Raw genomic sequence first — 26,578 nt, 5'->3', positions numbered from 1 at the left:
GCGGTGGCGAGCACGGGAACCTTCCGCTCACTTCGCGCGGACGCGAGGACGGGAACCTCTCTGCCACCTGCGGTCTCGGGCCGGGGGTGCGAAAAAGAAAACGCCGACCAGCGTTTCCGCTGGCCGGCGTTCTCGAAGGACGCTGGAGATCAGCCCTTCTTGGTCTCCCAGAAGATCTTGTCGATCTCGGCGATGTAGTCCAGGAGCTCCTGGCCCTTCGCCGGGTCCATCGAACCCTTGGTGCCGGTGGCGCCCGCGGCCTTGGTGGCCTTATTGACCAGCTCGTGCAGCTGCGGGTACTTCTCGAAGTGCGGCGGCTTGAAGTAGTCGGTCCACAGCACCCACAGGTGGTGCTTGACCAACTCGGAGCGCTGCTCGGCGATCAGAATCGCGCGAGTGCGGAACTCCGGGTCCTCGTTGCCCTGGTACTTCTCCTGGATCGCCTTGACCGACTCGGCTTCGATCCGCGCCTGCGCGGGGTCGTAAACGCCGCACGGCAGGTCGCAGTGCGCGGTCGCCTCCAGGCGGGGGCTGAGGATGCGCGACAGGAGTCGCATGATTCCTCCCTGACAAGTGAGTGCTCCGACGAGGCCGACCCTACTCTTGAAGATCCTCGTCGTCCTACTGGAGGTGCCGGTGAAATCGCTCGGACCGTGGCCGTTGCGCAGGTTGCGGGTACGCGGACCCTCGATGGTTCCCACACTTCGGGACCAGGACGTCGTGGTGTTCCGAACCGGTGACGTTGCCCGTGCGGGTGATGTCGTGCTGGTGCGGTGGGAACAACGTCCCCATCAGCTGTCGGTCAAGCGCGCCGTGCACCGGGAGGCCGGCGGCTGGCACGTGGAGGGCGACAACGGTTTCGGATCCACCGACTCCCGCGAGCTCGGCCCCGCGCAGGTGCTGGGCGTGGTGCGCTGGCGGTTGTGGCCGTCGCCCGGCCGCGTGCGCTGAGGATGGGAACCTTCCTGCCACGCTCGACGGGATGGCAGGAAGGTTCCCCTCCTCACTGCTCGGTGCGCAGCGACTCGTAGTGCGCCAGGCAGGTGTTGAAGTCGGGGAGCAGGCCGCTCTCGGCGGCTTCCGCGAGAGTCGGGGCTTCGCGGTCCTTTTCGGACAGGATCGCCGGGCCGCTGAGCTCGGTGTCCCAGGGCAGGCCGAGGTCCGGGTCCATCGGGGTGATGCCGTGCTCGCCGGAGGGGTTGTATCCGGTGGAGCACAGGTAGGTCATCACGGTGTTGTCGGTGAGGGCCAGGAACGCGTGCCCGAGCCCTTCGGCGACGTAGAGGGCGCGGTACTCGGTCGAGTCGAGGCGGATCGCCTCCCACTGGCCGAAGGTGGGGGAGCCGACGCGGATGTCGACGACCACGTCCAGCAGCGCGCCCTGCGGGCAGTAGACGTACTTGGCCTGGCCGGGCGGGGTGTCGGCGAAGTGCACGCCGCGGATGACGTCGCGGGCCGAGACGCTGTGGTTGGTCTGGGCCAGGTTCATCGGGTGGCCGGTGGCTTCGGTGAACGCCTTCTCCTGGAACGGGGCCACGAACAGGCCGCGGTTGTCGGGGAAAGCCTTTGGGGTGAATTCGAACGCCCCGGTGATCTCAAGTCGACGTACCTGCACGAGTGTCGAGCCTAGGAGGCGTGATCGGGGCCGGTTCGGTGGGGCGGTGGTGGCGGCAGGAAGGTTCCCGTGCTCGATCGCATCGCGGAAAAGCAGAGGTCGGCACACGCATTTTCCAAACAGTTTCGATTCAGATGGCAATACCGGACACTTGTACCGCATAACTGCGAAATGCAAACAGGACGGGCGTACTGCATCACGCCATCGGAAAATATGACGCGCGTACTGTCCCAATTCGTAAAATTCTCGCCTTTTTGCTGGTGAGACGTGTGATCCCTGTCGCTGACATTGCTTCAAAGGGCTGGCACACTAACCGCACCGCAGCGTCCGCCGAGCCGCTGTCCGAACAGGACGGCCGGTATCGGTATTTCGAGAGACGTCTTCTTCACCGGTACGCCCGGGAAGCCGGCGTTGACAGCGACCGATCGAGGTCGCATCCGCCCGGCTCGATAGTGCTCGGGCCGCAGGCATGGCAATAGGAGGGACGCCGTGACCACCATCAACGAGGGCACCGCAAATGGAATCGGTGCCGAGCTGACCCACGAAGAGATCTTCGCCGCGCACGAAGGGGGCAAGCTCACCGCTGCGGTGACCGCCCCGCTGGACAGCGCGCGCGACCTGTCGATCGCGTACACCCCCGGGGTGGCGCAGGTCAGCCGGGCGATCGCGAGCGATCCGTCCCTGGCTGACCGCTACACCTGGACTCAGCGCCTGGTGGCCGTGGTCAGCGATGGATCCGCGGTTCTCGGTCTGGGCGACATCGGCCCGAAGGCATCGCTGCCGGTCATGGAGGGCAAGTCCGCCCTGTTCAAGACCTTCGCCGGGCTCGACTCGATCCCGCTGGTCCTGGACACCAAGGACGTCGACGAAATCGTGGAAACCCTGGTCCGGCTGCGTCCCTCGTTCGGTGCGGTGAACCTGGAGGACATCTCCGCGCCGCGCTGCTTCGAGCTGGAGCGCCGGGTCACCGAGGCGCTGGACTGCCCGGTCATGCACGACGACCAGCACGGCACCGCCGTCGTGGCGCTGGCCGCGCTGCGCAACGCCGCCCGCGTCGCCGGTCGTGAGCTGGAGTCGCTGCGCGTGGTCATCTCCGGCGCGGGTGCCGCGGGTGTCGCCTGCGCGAAGATCCTGCACACCGCGGGCGTCGGCGAGATCGTCGTGCTCGACTCGCGCGGCGTGATCAGCGCCGATCGTGACGGGCTCACCCCGATCAAGCAGGAGCTCACCGAGTTCACCAACCCGCGCGGCATCTCCGGCGGTCCCGCCGAGGCGATGCGCGGAGCGGACGTGTTCATCGGTGTCTCCATGGGTCAGGTCCCCGAGGAGCACGTGGCCCTGATGGCCAAGGACTGCATCGTGTTCGCGCTGTCGAACCCGGACCCGGAGATCCACCCCGACGTCGCGGGCAAGTACGCGTCGGTGGTCGCCACCGGGCGCAGCGACTTCCCGAACCAGATCAACAACGTGCTCGCCTTCCCCGGCATCTTCAAGGGCTCCCTGGACGTGGGCGCGCGGCGCATCACCGACGGCATGAAGGTCGCCGCCGCCGAGGCCATCGCGGCCGTGGCCGCCGACGACCTCAGCGCTGACTACATCGTCCCCTCGCCGCTGGACCCGCGGGTCGCTCCCGAGGTCAGCGCGGCGGTGTCGAAGGCCGCTCGTGCCGAAGGCGTGGCCACGGCGTGATCAACAAACCCTGTCGCGGGCCGGTGGGTCGGCGGTAGGTTCTACACCGGCGTCGAGTGGGGCCGGGAGAGTCCTCAGGGCTCTCCCGGCCCCACTCGTAGGTGACAGCGGGAAATCGACTTCGCGAAGATTTCGATAGTTCGCGTCATCATGTCGGGTGGAGGCTGTCACCTCTTCAGGGAACCGGCCTCAGGGCCCGGCACCATGGCGATACCGACCGTGCGCAGAACGGTAGGGTCAGCAATATGACCCGTTGTGGTGTGCATCACTAGGTGGTTCGTCATCGGGGCCGTAATGGGCGGCCGTTGCGGCTGCAACGCGGGAGGGGTGCAGTTGACCGAGCGGAGCGAGCGGACCCGGATGCCATCGGCACCCGGGAGTCTCGGCCTGGCCGGCACCCCAGCGCGCGTGCAGGTCCCGAGAGTGGCGCTTCCGGACGCCCCCGCGCTGCTGAGCGACCAGGACGGCCAGGTCGTCGCCGCCACCGAGCAGGCCGCCAAGCTGGCCGGCCACGCCGACCCGAGCGCCCTCGTGGGCCACCAGCTCGTCGACCTCATCGACCGCGAAGGCCGCGAGACCTGGCTGCGCGGTCCGCAACGACGCGCCCCCGTACGGCTCCAGACCTGGCAGCACCCCGACGACGCGACGCTGCAGGTCACCCTCCTCGTCGACGTCTCCGACCTGGCCGAGGACAAACCCGGCACCGAGGTCGGGCCGCGCGACTCCGAAGAGCGCTACTGGCTCATCGACGCCCAGAGCCTCGCCAAGGTCGCCAGCTGGGTCTACTACCCCGACACCGGCGAGATCTACCGCAGCCCGCTGCTCGCCGATTTCCTCGGAGCCGGCGGAGCCGAGCACGCCGACGACGTCACGGCGATGATCTCCACCACCCACCCCGACGACCGCGAACGCGCCGCGCAGTTCTACGCCGACGTGCTCACCGCCGCCGAAGGCGAACTGCTCGAAGCCGAACTGCGCAACCTGCACGGCACCCGCGTCTTCCTGTGCACCGGGCGGGCAGAGTACGACCGCGCGGGCCAGATCGTGCGAGTGCAGGGCACCGTTCAGGACGTCACCGAGCACCGAGCCCTCGAACGGCAGCTGCGCGACGAGCGCCGACGGCTGCAGGACGCGCAGCGCATCGCCCGGCTCGGCACCTGGGAAGTCGATCCGCGCACCAACGTCATGCGGCTGTCGAGCATGCTCTACGAGATCCTCGGCCAGCCCGTCACCACCACCGGCACCTTCGACCGCTACCTCGACCACGTCCACCCCGACGACCGCAAGTGGGTCCGCCAGGCGTGGCGACCGCTGGTCGAACGCGGCGCACCCGTCGAGATCGAACACCGCTACCTGCGCAACGGCGAGACCACCCGCATCCTGCGGATCCACGGCACCAAGATCGTCGACGCCGACGGCAGGGACCTCTTCGTCGGCACCGTGCAGGACGTCACCGAGCAGCGGGCCGTCGTCACCCGCATGGAACGCTCCAGCCAGCGCTTCTCCGACCTGGTCAACATCACCCCGGTCGGCATCGGGCTGTTCGACCACTCCGAACGCATCGTCAACGCCAACGAAGCCCTCTGCGACCTGCTCGGATACCGGATCGACCAGATGCGCGGGCTCAGCATCCGCGACATCACCCACCCCGAGGAAGTCGACCCGAGCCTGCCCGCGCCCGACGAGCACGCCGGGATCCGCCGCCGCGCGCCGCAGCGCGTCATGGTGCGCGCCGACGGCGAACCCGTCTACTGCGAGCTGCACACCTCCACCTCGGTGCAGGACGACGGAACCGAGTTCTGGCTCGTGGTGTTCCAGGACATCACCGAACGCCGCCGCGCCGCCGAAGCCCTGCGCTACCAGGCCACCCACGACGACCTGACCGGGCTGCCCAACCGCACCGCCGTCAAGGAGCTGCTCGGCAGGCTGCTGGGCCGGGCCGACTCGCCCGGCATCGCCGTGCTGTTCTGCGACATCGACAACTTCAAGCGGGTCAACGACTCCCTCGGGCACGACGCAGGCGACGAACTGCTGGTCGCCCTGGCGCGGCGCCTCGAAGGCGGCCTGCCCGTGGAGTGCACGGCGGCACGGCTCTCCGGCGATGAGTTCGTCATCATCTGCTCCGACGTCGAGGCCAGCGGCGGAGTCGACCAGCTCGCCACCCGCGTCTCGGCATTGCTGCGCACCGCCGTACCCGTGCACGGCCAGCTGGTCCGGGTCTCCTCGTCGATCGGCGCGGCCGTGCCCAACGGTTCCAGCTCCGGCGGCGAAGACCTGCTGCGCTTCGCCGACGCCGCCATGTTCGAAGCCAAGCGGCGCGGCACCGGCAAGGTCTCGCTGGCCAGCCCGGCCCTGATGGCCGCCGCCGACCGCCAGCTGCACCTCGAGGGCCAGCTCCGCGAAGCCCTCAGCAACGACGGGCTCGCCCTGCACTACCAGCCCGTCGTCGACGCGGAAGGCACCGTCGTCAGCGCCGAGGCGCTGATCCGCTGGCCGCACCCGGAACGCGGGATGCTCTCGCCCGACGCGTTCCTCCCGGTGGCCGAACAAGGGGACCTCCTGCGCGAACTCGACCGCTGGGTCCTGCGCACCGCGCTGCGCGAGGCGACGTCCTGGCCGGTCCGCAACGGCCGCCCCGTCAGCATCGCCGTGAACCTCGCAGGCCTGGTCCCCGGCGGACCCGACTTCGTCGACTCCGTCGCCGACATCGTCGCTGAAACCGGCATCTCGTGGGACCGGGTGATCCTGGAGCTGGTGGAGACCTCGCTGGTCGACCTGCCCTCCCGCACCCGGCACGAGATGGGCGAACTCGTCTCCCGCGGCGTGCGGTTCGCCGTCGACGACTTCGGCACCGGCTACTCGTCGCTGGCCCGCCTCAAGGACCTGCCCGCGCAGATCATCAAGGTCGACCGGCGGTTCGTCGCCGGAGTCGGCGGCGACGCCTCGGACTTCGCGGTCGCCCGCGCCGTCGTCGACATGGCCTACGCGATGGACCGGCAGTGCGTCGCCGAAGGCGTCGAGGACGCCACCCAGTTCCGGCTGCTCCGCGGCGTCGGCGTCGAGTCCTACCAGGGCTGGTTGTTCTCCGGCGCCGTGCCCGCCCCGAAGTTCCGCGAAATGCTCGCGAACGGGCCCCTCACCGTGCCGTGATCGCCCGCAGCACGTCGGCGATCCGGTGCCGAGGCAGGTCGATCAGCCGCAGCTCCAGGTCGTCGCGGTGCGGTGCGAGTTCGGCGACCGCCTCCCGCGCCTGGCGCTTGGTGAGGTCCTCGCTCTGCGCGATGAGCGCTTCCCGCCAGACGTTGCCCAGCTTGCCGTGAGCGCGCTGCAGCACGAAATCGGCCGCCGACTCGGTTCCCGCGCGTTCGGCGACCACGATCGCGTGCTTGCCGTCCGGGGTGCTGCGGTGCAGCTTCAACCGGTACTTGGCGCTGATGAGATCGCGCAGCTCGGACTGGGAGCGTTCGCTGGTGATATCGGGGTGGTTGTTGTCCACCACGAAGGCCACCTTCTGCGCGCTGCACGCCAACAGCATCCGCAGCAACCACGGCCCCGGATCGGCTCGCAGGTCGAAGGCCGCCGGGGCGCTCTCGCGCACCGGGCGGGTCCAGCCCGCCCGCCGCAACTCGGCGACCGGTGCGCCGAGCCGCTCGGCAGCCGCCTCCGGCAACGCCGCCGGAACCTCACCCGAAGCCTCCACCGACTGCGGGCCGTGCGTGTAGATCGCCTGGTCCTGGCGGAGCGCCAGCTTGCGGGTGTGCGAGGTCGGCTGGCACACGTACAGGTCGCTCGCGCTGCCGATGGCCTGCGCGCCGTAGTAGCGGTTGAACCGGGGGAGGATCGCTTCGAACACGAAACCCAGCCGCAGCAGCTCCTGCTGGACCTTCAACCCCAGAGCCGGCGTGCGCGGGCTGTAGCCGTAGGCCAGGAACATCCGGCTGTGACCCGGCGCCAGGCACTCGGCGGCCCGCGTGGAGAACAGGCCGATGCCCTCCGGGGTGTAGGGCGGGTCGGTGAACACCGCGTCAGCCCAGCCCTCCACCGCCGGCGGCAACCCGAAGCGCAAGTCGGCGTGGGTGGTGCCGACGCGGAACCCGCGCTCGGTCGCGACGGTGTCGATGTGGCGGAGGATCCGCTCGTCCAGGTCCACCACGCGCACCTGGGCCGACGGCACCACCAGCGACAGCGCCAACGACGTCAGGTCGTGATCGCCCAGGCACAGGATCTTCTTGCCGTCGAGGTCGTAGTTGTCGCGCAGCCACATCGCGCGGCGCAGCGCGGTCTCCGGGGTCGCGGTGACGTGGTCCAGCGCCGACTCCGGAGGAGGCCCGGAGGCGATGAAACCGCGCATCGCCTCCAACGCCTCGGCGTCGAGCCCGGTCTCGGTGTCCACTGCGGACGAGGCGTCGAGGGACCACTCCTGCCGGTAGAGCGGGAGGAGGAAGTCCTTGATGCGGTGGACGCCGCCGCTCTCGTCGAGGTCGTCGCCGACCGCGGTGAGCACCTGCTCGACCGTCCGGCGCGACACCCCGGCTCGCCTGATCAGCTCGTCCAACGAGCGCGGGCCTGAGGCGAGTTCGGCCAGCACGCGGAGCACGTGGTGGCCGAGGAGGCCGTACTCGGCGTGGAGCGCTCGAACGGCTTCGATCGGAGTGGGTGGCTGGGCGTTGTCCATGGGATTGCACAGCTTAATCGGTGCGAGAAACCCTCGACGGTCGCGTTCGTGTCACCCCCGATGGTTCAACGCCCTGCGGTTTCCCGCATGGTGGGAGCAGATCACGCATCGATCTCAGCCGATCGCGGGAAGGGAACCGTCCGGCTAGGGTCGGCCGGGTTTGGGGGACCCGCGCGAGAGGGGGCTCGCTTGATCGAGTTCCAGTCCGTCCGTAAGCAGTACCCGAACGGCACCGTCGCCGTGGAGGAACTCAGCCTGTCCGTCGAGACGGGAACCATCACCGTGCTGGTCGGGCCTTCCGGCTGCGGCAAGACCACCCTCATGCGGATGGTCAACCGCATGATCGACCCCTCCTCGGGCACCGTCTCCGTCGACGGCACCGACGTGCGCGACCGCGACCCGGCGCAGCTGCGCCGCAACATCGGCTACGTCATCCAGCAGGCTGGGCTGTTCCCGCACCGAACCGTGCTGGACAACATCGCCACCGTCCCGATGCTGGCCGGGCAGACCCGCCGCGCCGCGCGCGAGCACTCCCGCGAGCTCCTCGACCTCGTCGGCCTCCCCGCCGACCTCGGCAAGCGCTACCCGGCGCAGCTCTCCGGCGGTCAGCAGCAGCGAGTCGGAGTGGCCCGAGCGCTGGCCGCCGATCCGCCCGTGCTGCTGATGGACGAACCCTTCAGCGCCGTCGACCCGGTCGTCCGCGAAGGCCTCCAGGACGAGCTGCTGCGCCTGCAGGACGAGCTGGACAAGACCGTCCTGTTCGTCACCCACGACATCGACGAGGCCATCAAGCTCGGCGAGAAGGTCGCCGTCCTGCGCCAAGGCGGACACCTCGCCCAGTACGCGCCGCCCGACGACCTGCTGGCCTCACCGGCCGACGACTTCGTGACGTCCTTCGTCGGCCGCGACCGTGGCTACCGCCGGCTGTCCTTCGTGGACTCCGCACGCCTGCGGCCGAAACCCGTCCCGACGGTCCGGTTGGGAGAAGAGGTCCCCTCCACCGACCAGTGGCGGCTGGCGGTGGATGAAGGTGACCGTCCGCGCGGCTGGCTGCCCCCGGGAACCGACTCCGACGGCGACCTCGCCGAGCACACCCTCGTGGCCGGCGGCTCGTTGCACGTCGAGCAGGGGAACCTTCGTGGCGCCCTGGACGCCGCGCTGTCCGCACCGTCCGGGCTGGGCGTCGTCGTCAACGCCGACGGCGGCGCGGTCGGCGTCGTCACGGCCGACGAAGTGCTGTCGCTGCTGGACGACCACCGGGCGGCGACGTGATCGACTTCTTCGACTCCCCGAGCAACCGCGAACTGGTGGCCACCCAGCTCGCCGAACACCTCTACCTCTCGTTGCTCCCGCTGCTCCTCGGCGTCCTGCTCGCGCTCCCGCTGGGACGCCTCGCCCAACGCGTTCGCTGGCTGCGCGGTGCCCTGCAGAACACCGCGAACGTCTTCTACACCATTCCTTCCCTGGCGCTGTTCGTGATCCTCCCCGGCCTGATGGGAACCCCGCTCCTGTCGCCGCTCAACGTCATCATCGCCCTGACCCTCTACACGGCGGCGCTGCTGGTGCGACCGGTCCGCGACGCGCTGGACTCCGTGCCCGGCCACGTCGTCGCCGCCGCTACCGCCATCGGATACCGGCCGGGCCGGCGGCTGTTCGCGGTCGAACTCCCCTTGGCGGTGCCGGTGCTGGCCGCCGCCGTGCGCGTGGCATCGGTGAGCAACATCAGCCTGGTCAGCGTCGGTGCACTCGTCGGAATCGGTGGGCTGGGCAGGCTGTTCACCGACGGCTTCCAACGCGACTACCCGCAGCAGATCATCATCGGCATCGTGCTGACGCTGCTGCTCGCACTGGTGGTGGACCTGATGCTGGTGCTGCTGTGGCGGCTCTCGACCCCGTGGGCGCGGCGATGATCGGCGAACTGATCGCGTGGCTCGGCGACCCCGCGCACTGGAGCGGCCCCGGCGGGATCCCCGCGCAGACGCTGCTGCACCTCTACTACTGCGTGCTGTCGGTCCTCGTCGCCGCGCTCATCGCCGTCCCGCTCGGCGTCTACATCGGACACACCGGCCGGGGTTCTGTGCTGCTGGTGGGATTCAGCAACGCGATGCGGGCGCTGCCCACCCTCGGCGTGGTCACGCTGCTGGTGCTGGGCTTCGGCCTCGGAGTCGCACCCGCGCTCGCCGGACTGGTGATCCTCGCGATCCCGGCGATCCTCTCCGGCGCCTACGCCGGCGTGCGCAACGCGCCCGCCGACGCCGTCGACGCGGCCAAGGGAATGGGCATGCGCCCGATCCAGGTGCTGTGGCAGGTCGAGCTGCCCACCGCGCTCCCGCTGGTGCTCGGCGGCATTCGCAGCGCGATGCTGCAGGTCGTGGCCACCGCCGCCGTCGCGGCCTACGTCGGTCTGGGCGGGCTCGGACGAATCCTGCTCGACGGCCTGAAGATCAGCGACTACGCGCAGATGGCCTCGGCCGCGATCGTCATCGCAGCCCTGGCCGTCCTGCTCGACGTGGCGTTGGCCGGTGTGACCCGGTTGGTGGTGCCGCGCGGTCTGATCCTGGCCGCCCGACGAGGAGGTAATGATCGATGAAACGACTGCTGGCGCTCGCCGCTGCGGCACTGGTGCTGACCGGCTGCGGCTCGCAAGACCCGCTCGAAGCCAACAAGGCACAGAGCGGCCAAGTGGTGATCGGCTCGGCGGACTTCGCCGAGAGCGAGCTGCTGATGCACGTCTACGCCGAGGCGCTCAAGACCACCGGAGCCGACGTGCAGACGAGACCTCGCATCGGTGCCCGCGAGTTCTACGTCAACGCCGTCCGCAACGGTGAACTCACGCTCGTGCCCGAGTACACCGGCAACCTGCTGGAATTCCTCGACCCGGCCTCCGGCGCCACGGAATCGCAGCAGGTCTACGACCAGCTGCGCGGCAAGGTCGGCACGGACATGGAGCTCCTCGAGCAATCCCCGGCCGAGGACTCCGACGTCCTCACCGTCACCAAGGCCACCGCCGACTCCGGTCTGCGCTCCATGGCCGACCTCGGACCGCGCTGCCGCGACATCGTCCTCGGCGCCCCCGCCGAGTGGAAGTCGCGGTGGGAAGCCAAGATCGCGCAGGACTACGGCTGCACCTTCAAGGAGATCCGCAGCGTCGAAGCAGGCACGATCACCGTCAACGCACTGACCTCGGGCGAGATCCAGGCCGCGAACCTGTTCACCACCTCGTCGCAGATCACCACCAACGACCTGGTGAAGCTCGACGACCCGAAGAACATGTTCCCGGCGCAGAACGTCGTCCCCCTCGCGGGCAAGGGCAAGCTGACCCCGGCCCAGGCCGAGGCCGTCAACAAGGTCTCCCGAGCCCTGACCACCGAGAAGCTCACCGAGCTGAACAAGCGGCTCGAAGTGGACAAGCGGCTCGAAGTGGACAAGGCCAACCCCGCCGACGTCGCCAAGGAATTCATCGCCACCGCCGGTCTGTGACCGTCCTCGACCGGCCGCCCCCGCGGCGGCCGGTCACGCGCTGCGACCGCTGATCCGGCCGGTGAGCTCAGCGGCCGCCTCACCCACATCGGCCGCCAAACCGGGCCAGGTCTCGCCGCAGGCCGCGCCCCCGCAGGAATGGCGAAAGGTGACCCCGATGGCGGCGATCGGCCGGGCCGTGTGGTCGAACACCGGGCACGCGACCGAGGCGAACCCGGGCGTGACGACACCGTCCTCCACCGCCCAGCCCCGCCGGCGCTCCTCGGCCAGCAACCGGCGCAGATCCGGCAGGTTGCGAGGGCCCCGATCCGTGCGCAGCACGAAGCGCTCGGTGGAAGGGAACATCGCGCGCACCTGCGCCGCCGGGAGGTGCGCCAACATCGCCCGCCCCGAGGCCGGCAGCTGAGCGGGCAACCTGACACCGACATCGGTGACGAGCGTCTGCGGCGCTGAAGGCCGCTCCTTGAGCAAGTAGAGGAGCTCGGCGCCGTGCAGCACCCCCAGCTGCGCGGCGCGCCCCACCCGATCCACCAACCGCCGCAGGATCGGACCCGCCAACCGTTCGAGCGGATCGTGCCGCAGGTAAGCCGAACCCAGCTCGAACGCCGCGACCCCCAGCCCGTAGCGGCGCTCCTCCGGCAGATGCACCACGAAACCGCCCGCCACCAACTCCGCCAGCAGGTGGTACGTCGTCGACCTCGGCAAACTCAGCTCGCGCGCCAGCACGCCCGCCGACACCGGACCGGCCCGCCCGGCCAGCGCCCGCAAGATCGCCAAGCCGCGCCGCAGCGCGGGCACGTCACTGCTGTCGCCCACGCCTGGAGTCTGGCATCCCAGACAGAGTCCCACCATCAGGGCTTCTGCCAGGAGCTTCCGCGAGCTGGGATGGGGACATGCACAACGAGTTGTTCCTCGGTCCGCAGCCGCTGTCACGCGCCGAAGTCGTCTCGGTCGCGCGCGAGGGGAGCACCGTGCGGCTCAGCGAGCCCGCCGAACGAGGCATCGCCGCCACCCGCAAGCACATCGAAGAACTGGCAGCCGAAGAACGACCCGTCTACGGGGTCTCCACCGGCTTCGGCGCCCTCGCCGTGCGCCACATCCCCAGTGAGCGAAGGGCGGCCTTGCAGCAGTCCTTCGTCCGCTCCCACGCCGCGGGCGCCGGCGACCCGGTCGAACCCGAAGTCGTGCGCGCCCAGATGCTGCTGCGCCTGCACACCATCGCCACCGGTCACACCGGGGTCCGGCCCGAAACCGCCCACGCCCTGGCCGCGATGCTCAACGCCGGGATCGTTCCCCTCGTGCACGAGCACGGCTCCCTCGGCTGCTCGGGCGACCTCGCCCCGCTCGCCGCCGTCGCCCTGGCGCTCACCGGCGAAGGTGAGGTCCTCGACTCCTCCGGCCGGCAGCGCCCGGCCTCCGAAGCGCTGGCCGAAGCCGGCATCGAGCCGGTCGTGCTCGCCGAGAAGGAAGGGCTCGCCCTCACCAACGGCACCGACGGCATGCTCGGCATGCTGGTGCTCGCCCTGCGCGAGATCACCGCCCTGATCGACGTCGCCGACCTCACCGCAGCGATGAGCGTCGAGGCGCTGCTCGGCACCGACCGTCCCTTCGCCGCTGACCTGCAAGCGCTCCGCCCGCACCCCGGTCAAGCCCTCTCGGCTGAGAGGATGGCCGCCTTCCTGTCACGCTCGCCGATCGTGGCCAGCCACCGCGGCCCCGACTGCCCGCGCGTCCAGGACGCCTATTCGCTGCGCTGCTCACCGCAGGTCCACGGCGCCGCCCGCGACACCGTCGGCCACGCCGAGACCGTCGCCGATCGCGAACTCGCGTCCGCCATCGACAACCCCGTCGTGCTGCCCGACGGCCGCATCGAGTCCAACGGCAACTTCCACGGCGCGCCGCTGGGATACGTGCTGGACTTCCTGGCCATCGCGCTGGCCGACGTGGCCAGCATCTGCGACCGGCGCACCGACCGGATGCTCGACGTCGCCCGCTCCCACGGGCTCCCGGCGTTCCTCGCCGACGACCCCGGCGTCGACTCCGGGCACATGATCGCCCACTACACGCAGGCCGGGATCGTCTCCGAGCTCAAACGCCTCGCCGTGCCCGCCTCCGTGGACTCCATCCCCACCAGCGCCATGCAGGAAGACCACGTGTCCATGGGCTGGGCCGCCGCCCGCAAGCTCCGCCGCTCCGTCGACGGCCTCACCACCGTGCTGGCCGTCGAACTGCTCACCGCCGCACGCGCCCTCGACCTGCGCGCACCCCTGGACCCCGGCCCCGCCACCGGCGCGGTCCGCGACCTGCTGCGCCGCGACGTGCCGGGACCGGGCCCCGACCGGCACGTGGCACCCGAGATCGCCGCCGCAGAACGACTCATCCGCAACGGCGAAGTCCTCGCCGCCGCCGAATCAGGGAGGGATCGATGACCGACGTGCGCGCCCCACGCGGCACGACGCTGACCGCCCGCAGCTGGAGCACCGAGGCACCGCTGCGGATGCTGCAGAACAACCTCGACCCCGACGTCGCCGAACGCCCGCAGGACCTCGTCGTCTACGGCGGAACCGGCAAGGCCGCCCGCAACTGGGCCTGCTACCAGGCGATCGTGCGCGAACTGACCACGCTCGGCCAGGACGAGACGCTGCTCGTGCAGTCCGGAAAGCCCGTCGGCGTGCTGCAAACCCACGAGTGGGCGCCGCGCGTGCTCATCGCCAACTCCAACCTCGTCGGCGACTGGGCGAACTGGTCGGAGTTCAGGCGTCTCGACGACCTCGGCCTGATGATGTACGGCCAGATGACCGCCGGATCCTGGATCTACATCGGCACCCAAGGGATCCTCCAGGGCACCTACGAGACGTTCGGGGCCATCGCCACCAAGCGCTTCGGCGGCACCCTCGCCGGAACGCTCACCATCACCGCAGGACTCGGCGGCATGGGCGGAGCGCAGCCGCTCGCGGTCACCATGAACGAAGGCGTCGCGCTGGTCGTCGAGTGCGACCCGGAACGCGCCCACCGCCGCGCCCGCCAGGGCTACCTCGACGAGGTCGCCGACTCCCTCGACGAAGCCATCGACAAGGCCGTCGCCGCCAAGCGGGACCGTCGCGCCTACTCGGTGGCCGTCATCGGCAACGCGGCGCAGCTGCTCCCCGAGATGCTGCGACGCGGAGTGCCTGCGGACATCGTCACCGACCAGACCTCGGCGCACGACCCGCTGTCGTACCTCCCGCTGGACGTGGACCTGTCGGACTGGGCCGACTACGCGGCCCGCAAACCCGACGAGTTCACCACCCGCGCGCGGGAATCGATGGCCCAGCACGTCGAGGCGATGGTGGGTTTCCTCGACGCGGGCGCCGAGGTCTTCGACTACGGCAACTCGCTGCGCGGCGAAGCCCAGCTCGCCGGGTACGACCGCGCCTTCGCCTACCCGGGTTTCGTCCCCGCCTACATCCGCCCGCTGTTCTGCGAAGGAAAAGGTCCCTTCCGATGGGCGGCGCTGTCCGGCGACCCCGCCGACATCGCCAAGACCGACAAGGCCGTGCTGGAGCTCTTCGGCGACGACGAGCACCTCGCCCGCTGGCTGCGGTTGGCTGACAGGAAGGTTCCCTTCCACGGTCTTCCCGCCCGGATCTGCTGGCTCGGCTACGGCGAGCGCGCCGCAGCCGGCCTGCGGTTCAACGAGATGGTCGCCTCCGGCGAGCTCGCCGCACCCGTGGTCCTCGGCCGCGACCACCTCGACTGCGGATCGGTCGCCTCCCCCTACCGCGAAACCGAGGCGATGGCGGACTCCTCCGACGCGGTCGCCGACTGGCCGCTGCTCAACGCCCTGGTCAACACGGCCTCCGGCGCGACGTGGGTGTCGCTGCACCACGGCGGCGGCGTCGGCATGGGACGTTCCCTGCACGCCGGGCAGGTCACGATCGCCGACGGCACCGAACTCGCCGCCCAGAAGCTTCAGCGTGTGCTCACCAACGACCCGGGCATGGGAGTGATCCGGCACGTCGACGCCGGGTACGAACGCGCCGAAGAGGTCGCCGCCGAGCGCGGCGTGCGGACCCCGCTGGTGAGCCGATGAGCGGGCTGAACGCCATCGCCGGGATCGGCGCGGACCAGCGGCGCGGCGGCTACTCGCGGCACGTCTTCGACGACGCCGAGCGGCACCTGCGCGAGTGGTTCGTCGAGCAGGCCCAGAACCGCGGGCTCGCGGTGGAAACCGATGCCAACACCAACATCTGGGCTTGGTGGGGACAGCCGGGTCCGGGCGCGGTCGTCACCGGCAGCCATCTCGACTCGGTTCCCGGCGGCGGGGCCTTCGACGGCCCCCTCGGCGTGGTCAGCGCGCTCGAAGCCGTGGAACTGCTGCGGGAACGCGGTTTTCAGCCGCGCACCCCGCTGGCCGTGGTGGTCTTCGCGGAGGAGGAAGGCGGCCGCTTCGGCGTGCCCTGCCTCGGGTCCCGGCTGATGACGGGAACCATCCACCCGGATCACGCCCGCAACCTGCGCGACCCCGACGGAGGCACCCTCGCCGAAGCGATGCGCTCCTTCGGCGCGGACCCCGCACGCATCGGCCGGGACGAGACCGCTCTCGTGCGCATCGGGACCTTCGTGGAACTGCACGTCGAGCAGGGCAAGGGCCTGATCGACCTGGATCGTCCCGTCGCGGTCGCCGATTCGATCCTCGGGCACGGCAGGTGGCGGTTCCGCTTCAGCGGTCAGGGGAACCACGCGGGCGCCACGCTCATCGATGACCGAAACGATCCCATGCTCCCCGCAGCGCAACTCGTCCTCGCCGCTCGCCGCACGGCAGCCGCGACACCCGACGGTCGCGCGACGGTCGGCAGGCTCGTGCCCACCCCGGGAGGCACGAACGTCATCGCCTCGACCGTGGACGTCCACCTCGACGCGCGCGCTCCCAGCGGGGCGCGATCGATGGTCGACGACATCGCCGGGCGGGCAAGGGAATTCGCAGCGCAGGAAGGGTGCCAGGTGGAGGTCGTCGAGGAATCCTTCGGCGACACCGTCCACTTCGACCCGGCGCTGCGCGACCGGCTGCGCGGTGTCCTCGACGACGTCCCGGTCCTGCCCACCGGCGCCGGCCACGACGCGGGCGTGCTCGCAGCGGAGAAGCCGACCGCGATGCTGTTCGTGCGCAACCCGACCGGCATCAGCCACGCCCCCGAAGAGCACGCGACCGCCGAGGACTGCGAGGAAGGTTCCCATGCTCTCGCCCGCGTCCTCGCAGACCTGGCGGGGTGAGGGGATGTTCTGGTGCGAATGGGCGTGGCTGCCCGAAGGCCCCTGCCGGGACGTGCTGTTCGAGGTCGAGTCCGGGCGGATCACCGCGGTTCGGCAAGCCGAGGCGCCCGGTGGTGCGCGGAGGCTTCCCGGTCTGGTGCTGCCGGGCCTGGCCAACGCGCACTCCCACGCCTTCCACCGGGCTCTGCGCGGTGACACCGCCCGCGGCACGTTCTGGACCTGGCGGGAGCAGATGTACCGGGTCGCGGCGAAGCTCGACCCGGACAGCTACTACCTGCTCGCGCGCGGCGTCTACGCGGAGATGGTGCAAGCGGGCATCACCGGTGTCGGCGAGTTCCACTACCTGCACCACGGGCCCGGCGGTTCCCGCTACCGCGACCCGAACGCGATGAGCCACGCGCTGGCGCAAGCCGCCCACGACGCCGGGATCAGCCTGACGCTGCTGGACACCTGCTATCTCGCAGGTGGTTTCGACCGGGAACTCGACGAGGTTCAGCAACGGTTCTCCGACGGCGACGCGGCAGGGTGGGGCGAACGCGCGGAGTCCTTCACCGCGCAGGACGTGCTGCTGGGGGCCGCGGTGCACTCGGTGCGCGCGGTGCCGGCCGAGGCCATCGGGGAGGTCGCGGGCTGGGCGCGTGACAGGAAGGTTCCCCTGCACCTCCACGTGTCCGAGCAGCGCGCGGAGAACGAGGCGTGCCTGGCGGCTCATGGCCGGACACCGGTGCAGCTGCTGGCTGAGTGCGGTGCGCTCGGTGAGGACGTCACCGCCGTGCACGCCACGCACCTCGCGGCCGGGGATGTGGCGCTGCTGGGCGGTAGCGGAACCGGGGTGTGCCTGTGCGCGACGACCGAGGCGGACCTGGCCGACGGGATCGGTCCTGCCGGGGCTCTGGCGGTGGCGGGAAGTCCTCTGTCACTGGGCAGCGACGGGCACTCGGTCATCGACGTCCTCGCTGAGGCGCAGGCCGTGGAGACCTACCAGCGGTTGGCCACGGAGACCCGCGGACATCACGGACCGGGCGAGCTGCTCGCGATGGCCACCGCGCACTCCGCCATCGGGCGAGGCGATGCGGGACGGCTCGAAGTGGGAGCCCGCGCTGACTTCGTCGCGATCGACCTCGACACACCGCGCTTGGCCGGTGTCGCACTCCCGGTGGTCCCGGCCGTGGCCCGCGCCGGGGACGTGCGCGAGGTGATCACCGAGGGCAGGACCGTGGTCGCCGACGGAGCCCACACGACCATCGACACCGCGCGTGAACTGCGCGAATCCATCACGGCGCTTCGAGCGTGAGGAAATAGGCAGCGATGTCATCCACTGTTATCACTGGAATCGGTGAACTCACGACCAACGACGACGCGCTCGGCACCATCGCCGACGCGGCGGTGGTCATCGACGGCGACCGCGTCGCCTGGGTCGGTCACGCCGGATCCGCGCCGGACGCGGACGAGCGCGTCGACGTCGAGGGGCGAGCGGTCCTGCCCGGCTGGGTGGACAGCCACACCCACCTCGTCTTCGCCGGCGACCGCACCGCCGAGTTCGCCGCCCGCATGTCCGGTCAGCCCTACCAGGCGGGCGGGATCGCGGTCACCGTCAACGCCACCAGGCAGGCCGCCGACGCCGAACTCGCGGACAACCTGCGCCGTCACGTCGAGGAGGCCGCCGCCCAGGGCACGACCTGCGTGGAGACCAAGACCGGCTACGGGCTGACCGTCGAGGACGAGCTGCGCGCGGCGAAGATCGCCGCCTCCGTCGCCGACGAGGTCACCTTCCTCGGGGCCCACCTCGTCCCGCCCGGGACCGACGCGGCCGACTACGTGGACCTGGTGTGCGGAGAGATGCTCGACGCCGTCGCCGAGCACGTCGGATGGTGCGACGTGTTCTGCGAGGAAGGGGCCTTCGACGCCGACCAGTCCCGTCGAGTGCTGGCGGCCGCCCGTCGGCGCGGCCTGGGACTGCGGGTGCACGGCAACCAGCTCGGACCCGGGCCGGGAGTGACCTTGGCGGTCGAATTGGGCGCGGCCAGCGTCGACCACTGCACCCACCTGGAGCCCTCCGACGTGGACGCGCTCGCGGCTTCTGAGACTGTCGCGACCTTGCTGCCGGCCTGCGATCTGTCCACCCGCCAACCCCTCCCGGACGCACGTGCGCTGCTCGACGCCGGGGCCACCGTGGCGCTGGCCAGTAACTGCAACCCGGGGTCGTCCTACACCTCGTCGATGGCCTTCTGCGTGACGACCGCGGTCCTGCAGATGCGGATGAGCGTGGCCGAAGCCGTCCGCGCGGCCACCTGGGGCGGGGCGCGTGCGCTGCGCCGCGAAACCGGCGACGGTGCCGTCGGCGTGCTGCGCCCGGGCGCCCGAGCCGATCTCCAGGTGCTCGACGCTCCGAGCACGACGTGGCTGGCGTATCGGCCTGGCGTTCCCCTGACCCGCGCTGTGTGGCGCGAAGGCGACCGCGTTCGATGAGGCCACCGCGGTGGGGCGACCCTCGCGGTGCTCGCCTTGACACCTTCCGGTCGTGAGCACGGGAACCTTCCTGTCAACACGGCCGCAGGTTCGTAGACTGCGCTCATGACCTGCGGTTCGAGAACGCCTCGGTGAACGACCGCGAGCGGATGCGGTCGGTGTTCACCGAGGACGCCGACCTCTACGACCGGTACCGCCCGGGCTACCCGGCGCAGCTGTTCGACGTGCTCACCGCAGCCGTCGGTGAAGGGGCTCGGGTGCTCGAGATCGGCTGCGGCACCGGGCAGGCGACCGTGCCGCTGGTTGCCCGCGGGTTCGCGGTCACCGCTCTCGAACCTGGGGAGGAGCTGGCTGAGATCGCCCGGCGTCACCTCGCCTACTACGTGTCCGCGAGGGTGGTGGTCGCCGCGTTCGAGGACTGGTCGCTCCCGCCGGTGGGGTTCGAACTGGTCGTGGCGGCGGGCTCGTTCCACTGGCTCGACCCCGCGGTGCGCATGGTCAAGGCCGCCGATGCGCTGCGTTCCCGAGGGGCGCTCGCCGTGGTCTCGACGCACCACATCGCCGGCGGAAGCGACGAGTTCTTCGCGCAGGCCCAGCAGTGCTATGAGCGATTCGATCCCAACACCGAGCCCGGCCAGCGCCTTCCGGTCGCCGACGAGATCCCGAAGGACCCTGAGGAGTTCCACCGCTCGGCTCGGTTCAGCCCGCCGGAGTTCCACCGTTACGAGTGGGAAGCCAGCTACACGACCGACCAGTACCTCGGCCTGCTGATGACCTGCTCGCGGCATCGAGCGATGCCGACCTCAGCGCGTGACCAGCTCCTGGGCTGCATCGGGCAGCGCATCGACGCTGATCATGACGGCGTGATCACCATGCGCTACCTGACGCAGCTCGCCTTGGCGAAGCGCCTCGGCTGATCGAGTTTCATCGTCGAACAGTGCTAACATCGTCGAATGGCGATCAATCAGGAGCTGGACGCGGCTGCAGCGCTGTTCCACGGACTGTCCGACGGCACGCGATTGGCCATCGTGCGACGTCTCGCCGAAGGTGAGGCGCGGGTCGCCGACCTCGTGGGGAACCTCGGTTTGGCGCAGTCGACCGTGTCGGCGCACGTGGCTTGCCTGCGGGACTGCGGCTTGGTCGACGGCCGCCCACAAGGGCGGCAGGTGTTCTACTCGCTCGCCCGTCCAGAGCTGGTGGAGCTGCTGACCGCCGCTGAAACCCTGCTCGCCGCGACCGGAAACGCCGTCGCCCTCTGCCCGAACTACGGCACGGAGACGCTCCACGACGAGGTCCCGCATGTGTGACGACGAGCAGCGGCAGCGCCCAGCGCGCGTCGACGAAGCCGATTGCGGCGACCGGTGCTGCGCGCGAACGGAGACCGTCATCGCGGACGCGCGACGCCGTTCGCTGCAGCGTCGGGTGCGGTGGCTGGTGGGCGCCACGATCTCCTACAACGTGATCGAAGCGGTCGTGGCCATCAGCGCAGGCGCTGCCGCGTCCTCCACCGCGCTGATCGGGTTCGGGCTGGATTCGGTCATCGAGGTCGCCTCCGCGGCTGCGGTCGCGTGGCAGTTCGCCGGTTCCGACCCGGAGGCGCGCGAGCGAACCGCGCTGAAGGTGATCGCCGTGTCGTTCTTCGCGCTGGCGCTCTACGTGACGGTCGAATCCGTGCGCAGCCTGCTCGGCGCGGAGGCCGCCGACCATTCCACCGCCGGCATCGTGGTCGCTTCCCTCTCGCTGCTGATCATGCCGCTGCTGTCCTACGCGCAACGGCGAGCGGGGCGTGAACTCGGATCGGCGAGCGCCGTCGCCGACTCGAAGCAGACCCTGCTGTGCACCTACCTGTCCGGAGTGCTGCTCCTCGGGCTCGTCCTCAACAGCTTCCTCGGCTGGTGGTGGGCAGACCCGCTGGTGGGTTTGGTGATCGCGGCCGCCGCGGTCAACGAAGGCCGGCAAGCTTGGCGCGGTGAGCACTGCTGCTGATTCTCCCGCTGCTCTTGACCTCCAGTTAACTCGAAGTCAGAGGGTGGGCAGGAGCCGATCGAGAACGGAGTGATCAGGATGCGCGCGGTGCAGGTGACCGAATACGGGGGACCGGAAGTCCTGTCGGTGGTCGAGAAGGCCGATCCCGTGCCACGACCGGGACAGGTGCTGGTGCGGATGGCGGCCGTGGACGTGCTGTTCCTCGACACGCGTCTCCGCCAAGGCTGGGGGCAGGAGTACTTCGAGATGAACCCGCCCTACATCCCCGGAGACGGCATCGCCGGGGAAGTGGTTGCGCTGGGCGCGGACGTCGACCCGGCGTGGTGGGGCAAGAAGGTCGTCGCCAGCACCGAGAACAGCGGGACCTACGCCGAACTGGTCCCCGTCGAAGAATCCGAGCTCGTGCTGATCCCCGACGGACTGGACGAGCAGGCAGCAGTGGTGCTCCTGCACGACGCCAGCATCGCCGTGCAACTGGTCGACCACGCGGCCGTGCGCCCGGGAGACCGGGTGCTCGTCACCGCCGCGGCGGGCGGAGCCGCTTCCATCATCGTCCAGCTGGCCAGAACCGCGGGGGCGCAGGTCATCGGCGCTGCGCGAGGCGAGGCGAAACTCGGCCTGGTGCGCGAACTCGGCGCCGAGCCGGTCGACTACAGCGCACCGGGCTGGGTCGAGAAGGTCCGCGAACTGACCGGTGGCGTCGACGTCATCTTCGACGGCGCCGGCGGCGCGTACGGGCGAGCCGCGTTCCAGTCCGCCGACAACGGCGCGCGCGTCATCACCTACGGCGCCTCCGACGAGGACTTCGCCGAGATCGACGCCGACGAAGCGCGGCGGCACGACGTGACCGTCACCGGGCTCCTCGAGATCCAGCAGCTCTCGCGCGACCAGCGGAAGGACGTGCTCATCAAGGCACTGGCAGAAGCCGCCGCCGGACACATCACCCCGGCCATCGGACGAACCTTCCCCCTCGAACGCGCCGCTGACGCGCACACCGCCATCGAGCAGCGCGAGATCGTCGGCCGCGCGGTGCTGCGGGCGTGAACGTGGGCCCGGCCGCGCGTCCGGGGGTGCGCGGCCGGGGCCACCTCACTCGTCGTCGGCGTCGTCGCGCGCGAGGAAGGTCGCCAAACGCTCAGTGGCGTCCTCGAAATCCGGGTTGAGGTCCACGAAGGCCCGCATCCGGTCAGCGACCCACGCCAAGGTGACCTCGTCGTCACCGCGACGCTCTTCGAGTTCTTCAATGCCGCGGTCGGTGAAATACACCGCTTCCTCCTAGTGCTCCGTCGATCTTCGACGCGGTGTGGTTGGGAACAGCAGGGTACGAAACGGCCCGTCACCACAAGCGATGCGCCCCGGTCGAAGTGAGCGGAAGGTTCCCGTGCACACTCCGCCGACCGCACCCGAGCACGACAAAGCGGGCCGCCGGTTCCCGGAGGAACCGACGGCCCGCTTCAACTGGAAGATCAGGCGAACGCGGTCTGCACGACCTCGGCCTGCTCGACCTCGTGGACCTTGGCCAGGCCGGTGGCCGGAGCGGCCATCGGACGACGCGAGACCCGCTTGAGCTTGCCGATCAGCTCCGGGAACTGCTCGGTCAGCGCCAAGCCCAGGAACGGCCACGCGCCCTGGTTGGCCGGCTCCTCCTGCGTCCAGCGGACCGACTCCAGGTTCGGGTACCGCTCGAACAGGGCACCCAGCTTGCGGTGCGGCAGCGGGTAGAGCTGCTCGAGCCGCGCCACCGCGGTGTCGGTGATGCCGTTCTTGTCGCGGTGGGCCGCCAGCTCGTAGTAGAGCTTGCCGGTGCACAGCACCAGCTTGGTGACCTGCGACGGGTCCGGCTGAGTCGGGTCGTCGATCACCGAGGTGAACTTGCCCTCGGTGAAGTCCTCGACCGGGCTCGTGGCGGCCTTCAGTCGCAGCATCGACTTCGGCGTGAACACCACCAGCGGACGGTGGATGCCGTCCAAGGCGTGCCGACGCAGCAGGTGGAAGTAGTTCGCCGGGGTCGACGGCATCGCGACCGTCATCGAACCCTCGGCGCACAGCTGCAGCCACCGCTCGATGCGACCCGAGCTGTGGTCCGGGCCCTGGCCCTCCTGGCCGTGCGGCAGCAGCATCACCACGTCGGAGCGCTGGCCCCACTTGGCCTCACCGGACGAGATGAACTCGTCGATGATCGACTGGGCGCCGTTGAAGAAGTCACCGAACTGCGCTTCCCACAGCACCAGCGACTCGGGGTTGCCCACCGAGTAGCCGTACTCGAAGCCTAGTGCCGCGAACTCCGACAGCGCCGAGTCGTAGACCAGGAACTTGCCCTGCTCACCGGAGAGGTTCTGCAGCGGCGTGTACTCCGAGTCGTTCTTGCGGTCGATGAGCACCGAGTGGCGCTGACCGAACGTGCCGCGACGGCTGTCCTGACCGGTCAGGCGGACCTGGCGGCCCTCCATCACCAGCGAACCGAACGCGAGCAGCTCGCCGAAGGCCCAGTCGATGCCACCCTCGCGGCCCATCTTGGCGCGACGCTCCAGGACCGGCTTCACGCGCGGGTGCGGGGAGAAGCCGTCCGGCAGGTTGATCTGCGCCTCGGAGATGTGCTCCAGCGTCTCCTGCGAGATCGCGGTGGACAGGCCGCGCGGCACCTGCTGCTCGGCCTCGACCGACGGGCTCGGTGCCGGCGGGTGCTTCTCCAGCTCGCGGACCTCGTTGAACACGTGCTCCAGCTGAGCCGCGTAGTCCTTGAGAGCCTTCTCCGCCTCGTCCACGGTGATGTCACCGCGGCCGATCAGCGACTCGGTGTAGACCTTGCGGACGCTGCGCATCTTGTCGATCGCGTCGTACATCTTCGGCTGCGTCATCGACGGGTCGTCACCCTCGTTGTGACCACGACGGCGGTAGCAGACCATGTCGATCACGACGTCCTTGCCGAACGCCTGGCGGTACTCCACGGCCAGCCGCGCGACCCACACGCACGCCTCGGGGTCGTCACCGTTGACGTGGAACACCGGCGCGCCGATCATCTTCGCGACGTCGGTGCAGTACTTGCTGGAACGCGAGTGCTCCGGGGCCGTCGTGTAGCCGACCTGGTTGTTGACGATCACGTGCACGGTGCCACCGGTGCGGTAGCCGCGCAGCAGCGACAGGTTCAGCGTCTCGGCGACCACGCCCTGACCGGCGAACGCGGCGTCACCGTGCAGCAGCACCGGCAGCACCGTGAAGCCCTCCTGGCCCTTGTCCAGGATGTCCTGCTTGGCGCGGACGATGCCCTCCAGCACCGGGTCCACGGCCTCCAGGTGGGAGGGGTTCGAGGTCAGCGACACCTTGGTCTCGCCGTCACCGAACATCCGGAAGTACTTGCCCTCGGCACCCAGGTGGTACTTCACGTCACCGGAACCGTGGGCCTGACCCGGGTCGAGGTTGCCCTCGAACTCGCGGAAGATCTGCGAGATCGGCTTGCCGACGATGTTGGCCAGCACGTTCAGGCGGCCACGGTGCGGCATGCCGATGACGACCTCGTCGAGCTCGTTGGCAGCGGAGTTGTCCAGCACCGCGTCCAGCAGCGGAACCACGGTTTCGGCGCCTTCCAGCGAGAACCGCTTCTGCCCGACGTACTTGGTCTGCAGGAACGTCTCGAACGCCTCGGCCGCGTTGAGCTTCGACAGGATGTACTTCTGCTCGGTCGAGTCCGGCTTGGTGTGCGGCTTCTCGACCCGTTGCTGCAGCCATTCGCGCTCGTCCGGCTCCAGGATGTGCATGTACTCCACGCCGACCGTGCGGCAGTAGGAGTCGCGCAGCACGCCCAGCACGTCGCGCAGCTTCATCTTCTCGCGACCGGCGAAACCGCCCACGGCGAACTCGCGGTCCAGGTCCCACAGCGTGAGGCTGTGCGACAGGACGTCGAGGTCCTCGTGCCGACGCTGCCGGTAGTTCAGCGGGTCGATGTCGGCCATCAGGTGACCGCGGGTGCGGTAGGCGTCGATCAGCTCGAGCACCCGGGCGGTCTTGTCGACGGCGCCCTCGGGGATGTCCTGCGTCCAGCGCACCGGCTCGTACGGGATGCGCAGCGACGCGAAGATGTCGTCGAAGAACCCGTCCTCGCCCAGCAGCAGCTGGTGCACGCGGCGCAGGAAGTCACCGGACTCGGCGCCCTGGATGACGCGGTGGTCGTAGGTGGACGTCAGCGTCACGATCTTGCTGATGCCCATGTCGACCAGGGTCTTCTCGCTGGCGCCCTGGAACTCGGCGGGGTAGTCCATCGCGCCGACACCGATGATCGCGCTCTGGCCCTTGGTCAGCCGCGGCACCGAGTGGTTGGTGCCCGACGGGCCCGGGTTGGTCAGCGAGATCGTGGTGCCGGAGAAGTCGTCCGCGGTCAGCGCGTTGCTGCGCGCCTTGCGGATGATGTCCTCGTAGGCCTGCCAGAACTGCTGGAACGTCATGTCCTCGCAGCCCTTGATGGAGGCGACCACGAGGTTGCGCGAACCGTCCTTGCCCGGCATGTCGATCGCCAGGCCCAGGTTGATGTGCTCCGGCGTGACCGCTGCGGGCTTGCCCTTGGCGTCCTCGCCGTAGTGGCGGTTCATGTTCGGGAAGTCCTTGACCGCCCTGACCAGCGCGTAGCCGATCAGGTGCGTGAAGGAGATCTTCCCGCCCTTGTTCCGCTTGAGGTGGTTGTTGATGACGATGCGGTTGTCGAACAGGAGCTTGGCGGGCACCGCGCGCACGCTCGTCGCGGTGGGAACCGTCAGCGACTGGTCCATGTTCTTGGCGATCGCGGCCGCAGCGCCGCGCAGGGTCTTCACATCGCCCTCTGCCTGGGGCTGCTTGACCGGGGCGGCCTTGGCGGCCTGCTGCGGAGAAGGCTTCGGAGCGGCGGCGGGCTTGGCCGCGGGCGCGGCGGCCGCAGGCGCGGGCGCTTGACCGTTGGTCTCACTGGCGCGCGTCGCCGTGGCCGTCGGTGTCGGCGGCGCCGCAGTGCCGGCCGCAGCAGCGGTGGCGGTGTTCTCGTTTGTAGCCTGACCCGACTTGTAGTCGGCGAAGAATTCGTGCCACGCCGAGTCTACGGAAGTGGGATCTTGGAGGAACTTCTCGTACATCTCCTCGATCAACCACTCATTGGGGCCGAACTGTGACGCGGGGCTGCTGGACACGGCTGGCGTTCGCCTCGATCCATATGCTCGTGATTTACAGACACACTCGGGTACCAGGCTAGCCGCCCGATTCGCGAGGTTGACACACAGGACGGCCGTTCGGCTGATCGACTCTCCTCACAGAATCGATCAGGATCCTCAGGCCAGCGGGGATGTGTCCCCGTCCGAGCCGTCCGGCCGAACATCAACCGCCCCTGGTGCGCTTCGTTCGCTGATCAGCGCCGCTTGGCACTAGTCCATACGGGTTGTCGTACCTGTTCA

22 protein-coding genes are annotated in these 26,578 nt (G+C 69.7%); 16 read left to right on the top strand and 6 right to left on the bottom strand.

Features of this window, described 5'->3' with window-relative positions:
* Window positions 1-149: 149 nt before the first annotated feature.
* A complete protein-coding gene (gene sodN / locus E1181_RS03680) occupies window positions 150-557 on the bottom strand; it encodes a superoxide dismutase, Ni (protein WP_132619066.1) in 408 nt (135 codons plus the stop codon).
* Between the two features lie 73 nt (window positions 558-630).
* Here sodN and E1181_RS03675 point away from each other — a divergent pair, with 73 nt between their 5' ends.
* Window positions 631-951: a S24 family peptidase gene (locus E1181_RS03675; protein WP_328590835.1), complete on the top strand. Its 321-nt coding sequence runs from the start codon at window positions 631-633 to the stop codon at window positions 949-951.
* 52 nt (window positions 952-1,003) lie between these two features.
* Here E1181_RS03675 and E1181_RS03670 read toward each other — a convergent pair whose 3' ends face one another.
* The gene (locus E1181_RS03670) at window positions 1,004-1,615 is read right to left on the bottom strand and encodes a dTDP-4-dehydrorhamnose 3,5-epimerase family protein (RefSeq protein WP_132672440.1); all 612 of its coding nucleotides are present in this window, start codon (window positions 1,613-1,615) and stop codon (window positions 1,004-1,006) included.
* 489 nt (window positions 1,616-2,104) lie between these two features.
* Between E1181_RS03670 and E1181_RS03665 the strand changes: the two genes are divergently transcribed.
* Together E1181_RS03665 and E1181_RS03660 are read left to right on the top strand one after the other, a co-directional pair.
* Window positions 2,105-3,304 carry an NAD(P)-dependent malic enzyme gene (locus tag E1181_RS03665; protein ID WP_132672439.1) on the top strand — a complete coding sequence of 400 codons (1,200 nt, stop codon included), beginning with the start codon at window positions 2,105-2,107 and terminating at the stop codon, window positions 3,302-3,304.
* Between the two features lie 294 nt (window positions 3,305-3,598).
* Window positions 3,599-6,454 carry a bifunctional diguanylate cyclase/phosphodiesterase gene (locus E1181_RS03660; RefSeq protein ID WP_235876010.1) on the top strand — a complete coding sequence of 952 codons (2,856 nt, stop codon included), beginning with the start codon at window positions 3,599-3,601 and terminating at the stop codon, window positions 6,452-6,454.
* Here E1181_RS03660 and E1181_RS03655 read toward each other — a convergent pair.
* On the bottom strand, window positions 6,441-7,979 hold the full coding sequence (locus E1181_RS03655) for a bis-aminopropyl spermidine synthase family protein (RefSeq protein ID WP_132672438.1): 1,539 nt from the start codon (window positions 7,977-7,979) through the stop codon (window positions 6,441-6,443). The genes E1181_RS03660 and E1181_RS03655 overlap by 14 nt on opposite strands.
* 189 nt (window positions 7,980-8,168) lie before the next feature.
* Between E1181_RS03655 and E1181_RS03650 the strand changes: the two genes are divergently transcribed.
* From E1181_RS03650 to E1181_RS03635, 4 genes are read left to right on the top strand one after another with little or no spacing between them, the layout of a single operon-like run.
* Complete coding sequence (locus E1181_RS03650) at window positions 8,169-9,251, top strand: ABC transporter ATP-binding protein (protein ID WP_207922000.1); 1,083 nt, start codon at window positions 8,169-8,171, stop codon at window positions 9,249-9,251.
* Window positions 9,248-9,889, top strand: a complete 642-nt coding sequence (locus E1181_RS03645) for an ABC transporter permease (protein ID WP_132672436.1) — start codon at window positions 9,248-9,250, stop codon at window positions 9,887-9,889. Before E1181_RS03650 ends, E1181_RS03645 begins: the two co-directional genes overlap by 4 nt.
* Complete coding sequence (locus tag E1181_RS03640; protein WP_132672512.1) at window positions 9,886-10,569, top strand: ABC transporter permease; 684 nt, start codon at window positions 9,886-9,888, stop codon at window positions 10,567-10,569. The genes E1181_RS03645 and E1181_RS03640 overlap by 4 nt, the downstream gene beginning before the upstream one ends.
* Complete coding sequence (locus tag E1181_RS03635; RefSeq protein ID WP_132672435.1) at window positions 10,566-11,459, top strand: ABC transporter substrate-binding protein; 894 nt, start codon at window positions 10,566-10,568, stop codon at window positions 11,457-11,459. Before E1181_RS03640 ends, E1181_RS03635 begins: the two co-directional genes overlap by 4 nt.
* A gap of 33 nt (window positions 11,460-11,492) precedes the next feature.
* Here E1181_RS03635 and E1181_RS03630 read toward each other — a convergent pair whose 3' ends face one another.
* Window positions 11,493-12,275, bottom strand: coding sequence for an IclR family transcriptional regulator (locus tag E1181_RS03630; RefSeq protein WP_132672434.1), 783 nt, complete (start codon window positions 12,273-12,275; stop codon window positions 11,493-11,495).
* Between the two features lie 77 nt (window positions 12,276-12,352).
* Between E1181_RS03630 and hutH the strand changes: the two genes are divergently transcribed.
* The 9 genes from hutH to E1181_RS03585 all read left to right on the top strand — a co-directional run bounded on the left by hutH (window position 12,353) and on the right by E1181_RS03585 (window position 22,211).
* A complete protein-coding gene (gene hutH / locus E1181_RS03625) occupies window positions 12,353-13,888 on the top strand; it encodes a histidine ammonia-lyase (protein ID WP_132672433.1) in 1,536 nt (511 codons plus the stop codon).
* Window positions 13,885-15,531: a urocanate hydratase gene (gene hutU, locus E1181_RS03620; RefSeq protein WP_132672432.1), complete on the top strand. Its 1,647-nt coding sequence runs from the start codon at window positions 13,885-13,887 to the stop codon at window positions 15,529-15,531. Before hutH ends, hutU begins: the two co-directional genes overlap by 4 nt.
* Window positions 15,528-16,712 (top strand): allantoate amidohydrolase, encoded by a 1,185-nt coding sequence (locus E1181_RS03615; RefSeq protein WP_132672431.1) that lies wholly within the window; start codon window positions 15,528-15,530, stop codon window positions 16,710-16,712. The genes hutU and E1181_RS03615 overlap by 4 nt, the downstream gene beginning before the upstream one ends.
* Window positions 16,675-18,006: a formimidoylglutamate deiminase gene (locus E1181_RS03610; RefSeq protein ID WP_235876000.1), complete on the top strand. Its 1,332-nt coding sequence runs from the start codon at window positions 16,675-16,677 to the stop codon at window positions 18,004-18,006. Before E1181_RS03615 ends, E1181_RS03610 begins: the two co-directional genes overlap by 38 nt.
* Window positions 18,007-18,020: 14 nt before the next feature.
* Window positions 18,021-19,181 carry an imidazolonepropionase gene (gene hutI / locus E1181_RS03605; RefSeq protein WP_132672430.1) on the top strand — a complete coding sequence of 387 codons (1,161 nt, stop codon included), beginning with the start codon at window positions 18,021-18,023 and terminating at the stop codon, window positions 19,179-19,181.
* Between the two features lie 131 nt (window positions 19,182-19,312).
* Complete coding sequence (locus E1181_RS03600) at window positions 19,313-20,098, top strand: class I SAM-dependent methyltransferase (RefSeq protein WP_207921999.1); 786 nt, start codon at window positions 19,313-19,315, stop codon at window positions 20,096-20,098.
* 36 nt (window positions 20,099-20,134) lie between these two features.
* Entirely contained in the window at window positions 20,135-20,488 is a 354-nt protein-coding gene (locus E1181_RS03595) for an ArsR/SmtB family transcription factor (RefSeq protein ID WP_132672429.1), read from the top strand.
* On the top strand, window positions 20,481-21,167 hold the full coding sequence (locus E1181_RS03590) for a cation transporter (protein ID WP_132672428.1): 687 nt from the start codon (window positions 20,481-20,483) through the stop codon (window positions 21,165-21,167). Before E1181_RS03595 ends, E1181_RS03590 begins: the two co-directional genes overlap by 8 nt.
* Before the next feature lie 78 nt (window positions 21,168-21,245).
* Window positions 21,246-22,211: a zinc-binding dehydrogenase gene (locus E1181_RS03585; RefSeq protein ID WP_132672427.1), complete on the top strand. Its 966-nt coding sequence runs from the start codon at window positions 21,246-21,248 to the stop codon at window positions 22,209-22,211.
* Window positions 22,212-22,256: 45 nt separating this feature from the next.
* Here the strand turns inward: E1181_RS03585 and E1181_RS31280 are convergent, their stop codons facing one another.
* On the bottom strand, window positions 22,257-22,433 hold the full coding sequence (locus E1181_RS31280) for a DUF6104 family protein (RefSeq protein WP_093413728.1): 177 nt from the start codon (window positions 22,431-22,433) through the stop codon (window positions 22,257-22,259).
* 200 nt (window positions 22,434-22,633) lie between these two features.
* On the bottom strand, window positions 22,634-26,263 hold the full coding sequence (locus E1181_RS03580; RefSeq protein WP_235876081.1) for a multifunctional oxoglutarate decarboxylase/oxoglutarate dehydrogenase thiamine pyrophosphate-binding subunit/dihydrolipoyllysine-residue succinyltransferase subunit: 3,630 nt from the start codon (window positions 26,261-26,263) through the stop codon (window positions 22,634-22,636).
* Window positions 26,264-26,578: the final 315 nt, after the last annotated feature.

Source organism: Saccharopolyspora terrae (assembly GCF_004348435.1).
Taxonomy (GTDB): Bacteria; Actinomycetota; Actinomycetes; order Mycobacteriales; family Pseudonocardiaceae; genus Saccharopolyspora; species Saccharopolyspora endophytica.
The sequence above is the reverse complement of the archived record's forward strand: the minus strand, read 5'-3'. Positions and strand labels throughout refer to the sequence as shown.

Excerpts from the sequence above, each read along its gene's own strand:
- sodN (WP_132619066.1), bottom strand. The coding sequence starts at position 557 with ATGCGACTCCTGTCGCGCATCCTCAGCCCCCGCCTGGAGGCGACCGCG.
- E1181_RS03660 (WP_235876010.1), top strand. The coding sequence starts at position 3,599 with ATGGGCGGCCGTTGCGGCTGCAACGCGGGAGGGGTGCAGTTGACCGAG.
- E1181_RS03655 (WP_132672438.1), bottom strand. The coding sequence starts at position 7,979 with ATGGACAACGCCCAGCCACCCACTCCGATCGAAGCCGTTCGAGCGCTC.
- E1181_RS03640 (WP_132672512.1), top strand. The coding sequence starts at position 9,886 with ATGATCGGCGAACTGATCGCGTGGCTCGGCGACCCCGCGCACTGGAGC.
- E1181_RS03635 (WP_132672435.1), top strand. The coding sequence starts at position 10,566 with ATGAAACGACTGCTGGCGCTCGCCGCTGCGGCACTGGTGCTGACCGGC.
- hutH (WP_132672433.1), top strand. The coding sequence starts at position 12,353 with ATGCACAACGAGTTGTTCCTCGGTCCGCAGCCGCTGTCACGCGCCGAA.
- hutU (WP_132672432.1), top strand. The coding sequence starts at position 13,885 with ATGACCGACGTGCGCGCCCCACGCGGCACGACGCTGACCGCCCGCAGC.
- E1181_RS03615 (WP_132672431.1), top strand. The coding sequence starts at position 15,528 with ATGAGCGGGCTGAACGCCATCGCCGGGATCGGCGCGGACCAGCGGCGC.
- E1181_RS03610 (WP_235876000.1), top strand. The coding sequence starts at position 16,675 with ATGCTCTCGCCCGCGTCCTCGCAGACCTGGCGGGGTGAGGGGATGTTC.
- hutI (WP_132672430.1), top strand. The coding sequence starts at position 18,021 with ATGTCATCCACTGTTATCACTGGAATCGGTGAACTCACGACCAACGAC.
- E1181_RS03595 (WP_132672429.1), top strand. The coding sequence starts at position 20,135 with ATGGCGATCAATCAGGAGCTGGACGCGGCTGCAGCGCTGTTCCACGGA.
- E1181_RS03590 (WP_132672428.1), top strand. The coding sequence starts at position 20,481 with ATGTGTGACGACGAGCAGCGGCAGCGCCCAGCGCGCGTCGACGAAGCC.
- E1181_RS03585 (WP_132672427.1), top strand. The coding sequence starts at position 21,246 with ATGCGCGCGGTGCAGGTGACCGAATACGGGGGACCGGAAGTCCTGTCG.
- E1181_RS03580 (WP_235876081.1), bottom strand. The coding sequence starts at position 26,263 with ATGTACGAGAAGTTCCTCCAAGATCCCACTTCCGTAGACTCGGCGTGG.